We start from the raw sequence: 9,204 nt of genomic DNA, 5'->3' as shown, positions 1-9,204 counted from the left end.
CTCTCAATATCAGATGAATATCACTTAAAGCAGCGTAATAAAATAGAGACTTTATTCAGCCTGTTAAAAGGGAAATATCATTTGGTGACGAGTAAAGCGAGAAGCATTGAAGGATACTTAGCTGGAATTTATGCATCTTTATGTGCTTACCCGTTATGCCATCAAAACAAGCCAGCTATTCGAGTAATGGAATTATCGGCTTAAGCAGGATTCAGGTTAGTTATATTCATTATGCTACATTTTATATTTAAACTTCTTATTAAATAAAACACACGAATTTATTTAAAATGTTCTTTGCACACCCAAACTTCACCATCTATACGTACCCGATCCGGCCCGATCAGGTCTAATCTTTTACCATAATAATTGGTCAGATTTAGAAAATTTCCATTCTTGTCATAATTTGCCCATATACCTCTCTGAATATCCGGGCTATCGAGTTTATAGAATGTCACTAATTTCTGTGGATATGTGGTTGCTGTATTCATTATTTATTTCACCTGACCTTGTTAATTAGCAAAATAAGGTACATCTTCTTCAATAAAAAATACCTCACCTGTAGAATTCAAAATCCATTGATTAGTACCCATAATTTTTGTCAAATGTTCTTGCAATGAGTTATATACATTTACCAAATGATTTTCCTCATCATATTCACCGGTATAAATCACGGTGGGCGATGTATCAAAATCCTCATTCATTTTATGAGCTTTTACAGGTCTGATATTCATACTTAACTCCTTTCCTGTTTAAAGGGGCTTTTCCCCTTTAAACATCTTACTGACCATAACAGTAAATCCTGTTTTATTTTTCATTTTGAGACTGCTTTCCAGAATCTTTTTGCTGATTATGTTTATGGTCTTGCTGTGGTAAATGATGGGGTTGTTTTATCGGTTGATTCCTTTGATTCATATCTGTTTGATTTTGAGGTTGAGACTTAGACATAACACTATTCCTTTTGACATTATTTAAAGATAATCAACAGCCTAATTATTAATAATATCAGCATATACCTAAGTTAACCAAATAAAAACAATCATGATGTATCAAAATATAATATTGCAATAAAATTATACTTATAAAATTCAACACCTTTATTAAATAAAAGTCCAACCTACGTATTAAATAAGTTCTTAATGTTTTATTTTCAGTAAAAAATTATATTTTATTCAAATATATACACCAGATTTAGTATTATTTTCACTCTTTAAATAATACTTATTTCACAAAATTTAAAATAATATGAATACATAAATAATACATATAAAGCAAATCAAACATATTCAACAGCTTATTTACAAGCAGATCTTATTATTGAGTTAAAAACAAAAGAGGACAAAAAAATCAATCTTTCCTTAATATATCCCCCCACTGCAAATTTTAATAATCTCATGATTAAGTACTTTTGATCAGACGATCAGCCTCTCCCCTTAAACACAGGTTAAAGGTAAACTCCAGTTTAAAAAATTAACTTTGTTCAATTGTAAAAAGACCCTTCTTGAAGATGGGTCTTTTTTACGAGAAATAGTGTACTGAAAATGGCGTTGCTTAAGCAGGAACTGTGTCGGCAATGGCTTCACGTGACCAGACCCGATGATGGCGGATCAGGGTTTTAAACTGTTCTTGCACAGACGTAAAATCCTCTGCATTTAAAGTCCCTTCATCATGCGGCAATTTAAGCTCATGTAAAAGTTTTTGCTTATCTCCTAACAACACAATTGGCTTCAGGTGCTTATAGGCCTCCAGAAGATAGTGTTTTGTCACCCCATCTTTTAGCGCTTGCGGGTAATTTTCACCATCGACAATCACGACTGCATCATAAGCAATGGAAGGTTCTGCTTTTTGCATACCATTCGAGGCAACTTGAGCCTGTTGTTGATTCACCACAGGACCTGGGGTTGGAGTCAAGATGTGAGCCACGGCTTTTTCAGCTGTAGCCCATTGTTGAATCGCATCGATACTGGCTTGATTAACCTGATCATGCACCAGTACGGCAATTTTTTTAGCTTTAATATCCTCAGGAATAAACGCCGTCATAGAAAGACGTGCCGATTTTTCTACCGAGGAAGATTTGGCCGGATTTTGTGGTGCAGTGACTTCTATACCCAAGTTTTTACCGACCTGTTGAGCCAGATCCAGATCAATATTGGCCAATACTTCTTGCACTTCACGTTGGCGGATATGTGGACGTTGCACTTTACTCAATTCGAAAGTATAGGCATCCACCACGTGTTTTTGTTCATGCGCTGCCAAGCTCTGGTAATACAGTCGAGCTTGCGAGAAATGGTCTGAAAATGATTCACTGCGCTGGCGGATTTTTTTACCATCGATTCTTTCCTGATAGCTCTCAAAACCGCCATCCTGTGCAGCGGGTGGCGTTTCGACTGGCCAGTTATGATCAATCGAATTCGGTTGGTAAGATGCCTGACCGCGATGGATATAAGTTTGATGCATGGCATCACGATGGTTGTTATGAAAAGGACAAACCGGTTTATTAATCGGCAATTGATGAAAGTTCGGGCCACCCAAGCGGCTCAACTGGGTGTCGGTATAAGAAAATAAACGTGCCTGTAATAAAGGGTCATTGGTGAAGTCTATACCCGGTACAATATGGGCAGGACAAAATGCCACCTGTTCAATTTCTGCAAAGAAATTATCGACATTCCGATTCAGAATAAACTTGCCAATAGGCGTGACCGGAACCAGTTCTTCCGGAATGATTTTTGTAGGATCGAGCAAATCGAACTCAAACTTCATTTCATCTTCTTCAGCGACAATTTGAATGCCGAGCTCCCACTCCGGATAATTCCCCGACTCAATCGCTTCATATAAATCTCGGCGATGAAAATCAGGGTCTTTACCTGACAGCTTTTGAGCTTCATCCCAAACCAGTTGGCTTAAACCTTGTTTCGGTGTCCAGTGAAATTTGACAAATATGGCTTTGCCTTGAGCATTAATCAAACGGAAAGTATGTACCCCAAAACCTTGAATTGAGCGTAAATTACGTGGAATGGCACGATCTGACATTGCCCACATCACCGTATGGGCAGACTCCGGTACCAAGGAGACAAAATCCCAGAAAGTATCATGGGCTGAACCTCCGGTTGGCACTTCAGTATGCGGTTCGGGTTTCACGGCATGCACAAAGTCGGGAAACTTAATGCCATCTTGCACAAAGAAAACCGGAACATTATTGCCGACCAAATCGTAATTACCTTCCTGAGTATAAAATTTAATGGCAAAACCACGGATATCCCGCACGGTATCCGCAGAACCGCGAGGGCCTTGTACAGTAGAAAAACGTACAAAAATTGGCGTCTGTGTACTGGAATCGGTCAAAAATCCGGCTTTGGTATATTGTTCATTACCCGGATAAGCCTGAAAATAACCATGTGCCCCTACACCACGTGCATGCACAATGCGCTCTGGGATACGTTCATGATCAAAATGCGTGATTTTTTCTCTTAAGATAAAATCTTCCAGTAAGGTGGAACCCCTTACACCTGCCCTTAAACTGTTCTGATTATCTGAAATCTTAACGCCTTGATTGGTGGTCAGCGCCTGATCAGTAGCATCACTGCGTGAAGCATCTAACTGTTGTATTTTTGCACTTTCATTGTTCTTGTCTAAAGTGTCAGTGCCTGCGACTTCACTTTTCTTATCTTGCTGATTCATGATTGCACCTCTTTTCTATTGAATTAAAAATGTTGGATAAAATGGATGCGATGACCAATAGACATTAATCTTTATGGTGGAAATGATGAGGTGACTTTCTGGGTACTTAAAAAGGGAAATAAAAAGTCGACAAAACGTTGCGTACACCAAAGTCCTATTTCACGATGATGAGCATGGGGTGCCAAATAAGGCACTAGCTTATTGATTTTCATGGCAAGGTTTCCGGTTTCATAAATCTGGTGCTGAATATCTTCCAGCTCGCCATCAGATAAAAAACTGAACCAGAAATCATGTTGATTTTTATGGCCAAGATTGATTTTCCGTGCGCTTAAATCGGTATTTTGAGCAGATTCACCAGCGATCCAGTCATAAATAATCTGCTTTTCGGTAGTATTAAATACCCCGTACATTTTTCCATCTTCATGGCTAATTAATTTCCAGAAATGACTTTCTTCCGGGTCTCTACCCAGTTTGATCCATTTTTTATCAATTAATACATCCACAAAGGCTTCTACCGATTCAGGTGTTGCAAGCCATGAATTAATGGTTTTACTATCAAACTGGCATTTTTCATTATGAATGACATTACCGACCAAGGCTTTACGCTTCAAAATTTTAACGACCAGAGTATCCAAATTAAGGTTTTTAATAATTTGCTTAGAAGACAATCCCTTATTGTTTAAAGCAAAGCCGATCTTTACTTTTTCTATAAAAGATTCTTTATCATTATATTTACTATAGATTTTCTCGAAGGCCTTGAGGGATAAATTGGCATGGCCATTATCAATATTGTCGATGGTGATATGCACATTAAAATATTTCGAATCTATACCTAATTCTTGTAGCTCATAGTTGGTGATCAGCAGATGTAATGGAAGCTGTTCATATGCCAGGTTAAAACCAATAATTTCAGGAATATACTCAGGTGGTGCATAAGCCAGTGCCAGCTGAATTGCAGGTTGATGATAATATTCATCTTCCAGATCCAATACAAAATGCTCTAATCCTAAATTCAAAATAAGATCATCGTATAGGCAAACATGATTAGATTTGGCCATTCCCAAGCCGAGTTCTTCTAAATATATTTGAATTAAGTCTCTGAAAACTGGATCATTCCAATAATGGGTCATGCTATATAACCAGGAACCATCTACCCGCTTTACCGGGGCAACTTTAATTAAAAATTCAAAGGCCTGACCGACATTTTTAAAATATTCGCGTTTTTCCCCTCTCTTCCTTCTTTCTAAATAGGCCTGATATTCAGTACATTGAGCCTTATTGTTGCTTAGCATCCAGTCCTGAATTTTACCGATATCAGCTGGAAAATCGACAGCGCTATAATTTAAGAGTTGAATTTCTTTTTTTAAAAAATGTGATGCTTTTCTTTCCTTAGCACCCATAGAAACATCTGCATTGAGAAAAAAAGTGACTAAATCGCAATAATTTTGATGATTTTTATCAAGTAATTCTAGCAATTGCTTTTTTACTGCTACTGGCATTTTTTATTCTCCAAGCGGTAATTAGCATATGACCTTAATTCACTTATAATGCATGACAAAACCCTATAATTGTTATGATTCGTTTATATTATGTTTAATTCATTATTATCTATTTATAAAATTCAAACAGTTAAAATAAAATCACTTTAAAAAGTGTGACACAAATAGCATTAACATATTTTATATTGTTAATATAAAATTTAAGATAATATCCAGCAATTTTAATAAAGGAATAAATATGACTACTAAATGTTGTGAACTTCTAGCGAGAAATAAACTCAATATCACCTTTATTGAAAGTGCATCGGCGGGTTATTTGGCTTACCGTTTTTCACTGTCACCATTTTCAGGTGATATCTTAAATGGAGGACTAGTGTGTTACGATTTAAAGATCAAAGAAAAAATACTTAAAATATCGCCCAAACTTATAAAAATGCACACCGCAGAATCTATTGAAATTACTGAGGAACTAGTAAAAAAATCAAAGAATATGTTCAAATCGGATATATATGTAGGATGCACAGGACTACTCAAACGTGGCGGTTCTGAAACTCCAGAAAAACCCGTAGGAACTTTTTTTTATTCAATTTTATATAAAAACAAAATATATAGTTATCGATGCTTATGTAAAGGTAAAAAGAAAGACAAGCTCAATATACTTATTCAATACATATGTAAAAGTCTAATTAAAATTGTTAAATCTAAATAATTTAAATTTAAATTTGTTAATAGCATTTATCCTAATTTTCGATATATTTCATTAGTATAATTTAACAACAGATCATTATAATTACATTCCAAACATTATGTAACATCCATTCTATTTTTTAATAAAATATTCATGCTAATAATAATTATATCTGGTTATACAGATTTTATTAAAAGCATATATGAGGTGTAGAGATGACTAATCCAAATCAAACCCAACAACAAAATGATCAACAACGCCAACAGCAGCAACAGAATGACCAACAACGCCAACAACCGGGTCAACAACAGCAGCCTGGTCAGCAACAGCAACAAGATCAGCAACGTCAACAACCTGGTCAGCAAGGCAATATGCCACAACAGCAGCAACAAGATCAGCAACGCCAGCAAACTGGTCAGCAGCAAGGCAACATGCCACAACAGCAGCAACATGATCAGCAACGCCAACAACCTGGTCAGCAAGGCAACATGCCACAACAGCAGCAACAAGATCAGCAACGCCAGCAAACTGGTCAGCAGCAAGGCAACCTGCAACAACAGCAGCAAAATGAGAATCAACGTCAGCAATCCGGTCAGCAGCAAGATTTTAGACAAAATCAGAATGACCAAAATAATCAGCAGAAATAATGAGTTGATTAAGAATTCAATTTCGCACTCTAGACTGTGGAATGGTATTTAATTGCTTAGCGATTGATTCAAAAAATTAGGAGTTCTACAGAATGACTGATCCCACTTTAGAAAATCAAAACCGTATCTCAAATAGTGAATCTGATCGGTATTGGCGTGAAAATTATACCAGTCGGCCTTATTATCAAGATTTACACCGTGATATTCCAGATATTGATTATGACAAGGATCTATCCTCTGCTTATGAATTTGGAAGAAATTCTCGTTCTGAGTACGGCGAGAATGCCCGTTTTGAAGATTCTGAAAATGATCTTCAAAGCAAATGGGAACAGTTTAAAACTACCTCACGCTTAAAATGGGAACATGCAAAACATGCTGTAAAAGATGCATGGGACAGAATGTAGCGGAATATAAAATTTCACTTCAATTTCCATTCATTAAAAAAGCACCCTCGGGTGCTTTTTTATACTGCTTTTTTTATAGAATATTTTTCTGACTAATTGAACATTTGCCCAAATGCATAGATAACAAACATCAGCATAAGCGCAGATGACGAAGTTACAAGGAGTTCTATCGCTTTCATAACCCACTCTCACTTCCTTATAGTGGAACACTCTTTATACACTGATAAATTTTGTCAGACAATAACAATTATTGACAATAATGTATCAAAAAATACCAAACATATAAATATCATATTTTAAAATCAACATTTTCTCTTATCACAAATACAAAAATTTATTGCAAAATATGTCACTTCGTTTTTTAGTAGCATTTGATTTTAATATTTATATATTTTTCAATATATTAAAAAATAATTCTTTAACTATTTTAACTTCTTTATCTTTGTTCAACTATGCAGATAGTGGATATGGAAATTAACTTTCCTGTTATTTTTTGATACTCATTTTTGGGTGTGTTCGAGTCGGATTTAAAACTTTGCAACACTTGTCCGCTTCCTTCTCTCTAAACTCTCTGCCACCTACACAGATCATCGGTTAGATATTTCATGACTTGCTCTATATGAACTGGAAAGTGAAATTTCAGGCATTAAAAAACCGCCTTAAAGACGGTTTTCCTTTTCCAAGCAGTTATATCTTATTTACGGGAGTATTAAAGCGGAACATCTCATTAATACCCGTATAGAAACTGCGGCCATCAAGGTTCAAATTAATTTCAATACCAGATTCAAGCAAGACTTTCTTGCCTACTTCAACCCATTTAAACCCGTCACGGGTATTTTGCATTTTTTTAACAGGAACCAGCGATACTACAATTTCACGACCATTTACAGATTTTGCGACTAAATTTTCAGTTTTATTCAACATTTACACCAATTTTTTAATACATACAGAAACGCCACCATTGGCATTTCAAAACAACAACCTTAACTTGGGATCACTCAAATGAGTAGAAGCGTCTCTAGCAATTATTAAAAGAGAACATTTTCATGTAAGTCTTATTGTGGAATTTATTATAACAGAAATACTGATTTAATTCTCAAATACATATCAACTATATTAATTATAATTGTATTTAAATATTTCAAGTTTCCTTGTTCTATCTTCAGCTATCAAGATGCATGTAAATTACTGATAAACCAGTAAATAATCGGCAATCAGGCGTGTCGCCCAAGACTCTGGCTGTTTTACACCTTCATAAAAAATACAGTGACTGCCCTTTTTAGTGGTCACCACTACAATATTGGGCATCTTTTGAATGGCTTCTTTATAAGGCTCCAGATTTCGAATATGACAGACAGGATCATCTTCCGCATTTAAAATCATCAAGGGAATTTTGACATTTTCAAACACATGGATCGGATTTGTAGCCTGATTATAGTCTTCAAAGCTGCTATAGCCCGCCAGTTCAAAATAATGATACTGAAACTCTAATAAATCCTTGGCAGCAAGCACTTTGGGTAAGGAAGGAATTTGTTGCCAAGCTTCACTATAAGGATGAATAAATGCATCAAACAGCTTTTTCGTCATCAACCTACTATAAAAAGGATGTACATTTTTAAAGCCAAGTTCAGTATCATAGCCAGGACATAATGCAAATGCCGCTTTAAATGGGGTGTTTTCACCTTCCTCCCCTAGATAGCGCACTAATAATCCTGTACCGGCAGATGAGCCTACGGCATATAAAGCGGATTGTGGAAACTTGGACTGAATATATTTAATCTGTTCACGCAAATCATCAGTAGACCCAAACATGGAAATTTTGGGTACAGGCATGGGTAAATTGGCATGACCACGGCGCAAACAGAGGGCGATACGCCATCCGGTATGACGGTGTAAGTCACCCACCAGCTCTGCCATGCTTTCCGGTGTACCGGTGAGCGTATGCATTAACACAATGGTCGGGGTATCTGCTGGCAGATGAAGGCCGTACCAAGCAATGGCAGTCACTCCACCATCCGACATCTGTAACTGTTCGATGGCATCATAGTGAAGCTGAATGTTTTTCTTTTTGATTAAATCGAAATACAGCAAATGTACATGCGTATTTGCTAACCATGGCGTAGGACGATATTTCTGTTGTAATTGCGGTAAGGCATCAAGCTTTTGCCGGACTTCACCTTGCGGATCACCATACAGTATGGGTAATTCCGCACCGGTAACCTGATCGACAATATCCTGCACAAATTGGCTAATTTTATTGGGCATAAACTTCATATTCGTTTTACCTCATA

Annotated in this window: 10 protein-coding genes and 1 pseudogene; 4 read left to right on the top strand and 7 right to left on the bottom strand. The window is 36.4% G+C overall.

Going from position 1 to position 9,204, the window contains the following annotated elements:
- Positions 1–204, top strand: a pseudogene (locus B9T29_RS06605) (IS982 family transposase); the annotation flags it as partial.
- 74 nt (positions 205–278) lie between these two features.
- On the opposite strand, the gene B9T29_RS06600 reads toward B9T29_RS06605, so the two are convergent.
- From B9T29_RS06600 to B9T29_RS06585, 5 genes are all read right to left on the bottom strand, one after another.
- Complete coding sequence (locus tag B9T29_RS06600; protein WP_086175161.1) at positions 279–488, bottom strand: hypothetical protein; 210 nt, start codon at positions 486–488, stop codon at positions 279–281.
- Between the two features lie 21 nt (positions 489–509).
- Positions 510–731: a hypothetical protein gene (locus B9T29_RS06595; RefSeq protein WP_086175160.1), complete on the bottom strand. Its 222-nt coding sequence runs from the start codon at positions 729–731 to the stop codon at positions 510–512.
- A 73-nt stretch (positions 732–804) separates the two neighbouring features.
- On the bottom strand, positions 805–945 hold the full coding sequence (locus tag B9T29_RS16260) for a hypothetical protein (protein WP_171262910.1): 141 nt from the start codon (positions 943–945) through the stop codon (positions 805–807).
- Positions 946–1,548: 603 nt separating this feature from the next.
- Entirely contained in the window at positions 1,549–3,675 is a 2,127-nt protein-coding gene (katE, locus tag B9T29_RS06590) for a catalase HPII (protein WP_086175159.1), read from the bottom strand.
- 71 nt (positions 3,676–3,746) lie between these two features.
- Positions 3,747–5,174, bottom strand: coding sequence for an iron-containing redox enzyme family protein (locus B9T29_RS06585; protein ID WP_086175158.1), 1,428 nt, complete (start codon positions 5,172–5,174; stop codon positions 3,747–3,749).
- 238 nt (positions 5,175–5,412) lie between these two features.
- On the opposite strand from B9T29_RS06585, the gene B9T29_RS06580 reads away from it, so the two are divergent.
- From B9T29_RS06580 to B9T29_RS06570, 3 genes are all read left to right on the top strand, one after another.
- On the top strand, positions 5,413–5,883 hold the full coding sequence (locus B9T29_RS06580; protein WP_086175157.1) for a CinA family protein: 471 nt from the start codon (positions 5,413–5,415) through the stop codon (positions 5,881–5,883).
- Between the two features lie 194 nt (positions 5,884–6,077).
- Positions 6,078–6,509: a hypothetical protein gene (locus B9T29_RS16160; protein WP_143223873.1), complete on the top strand. Its 432-nt coding sequence runs from the start codon at positions 6,078–6,080 to the stop codon at positions 6,507–6,509.
- Positions 6,510–6,601: 92 nt separating this feature from the next.
- Positions 6,602–6,913 carry a hypothetical protein gene (locus B9T29_RS06570; protein WP_086175155.1) on the top strand — a complete coding sequence of 104 codons (312 nt, stop codon included), beginning with the start codon at positions 6,602–6,604 and terminating at the stop codon, positions 6,911–6,913.
- A gap of 687 nt (positions 6,914–7,600) precedes the next feature.
- Here B9T29_RS06570 and B9T29_RS06565 read toward each other — a convergent pair.
- Both B9T29_RS06565 and B9T29_RS06560 read right to left on the bottom strand, forming a co-directional pair.
- Positions 7,601–7,837 (bottom strand): hypothetical protein, encoded by a 237-nt coding sequence (locus B9T29_RS06565; RefSeq protein WP_416202479.1) that lies wholly within the window; start codon positions 7,835–7,837, stop codon positions 7,601–7,603.
- Between the two features lie 261 nt (positions 7,838–8,098).
- Positions 8,099–9,187 (bottom strand): YheT family hydrolase, encoded by a 1,089-nt coding sequence (locus B9T29_RS06560; RefSeq protein ID WP_086175154.1) that lies wholly within the window; start codon positions 9,185–9,187, stop codon positions 8,099–8,101.
- Positions 9,188–9,204 lie beyond the last annotated feature (17 nt).

The organism is Acinetobacter sp. ANC 3903 (assembly GCF_002135315.1).
Classification (GTDB): Bacteria; Pseudomonadota; Gammaproteobacteria; order Pseudomonadales; family Moraxellaceae; genus Acinetobacter.
This window is presented reverse-complemented; position numbering and strand designations above follow the sequence as displayed.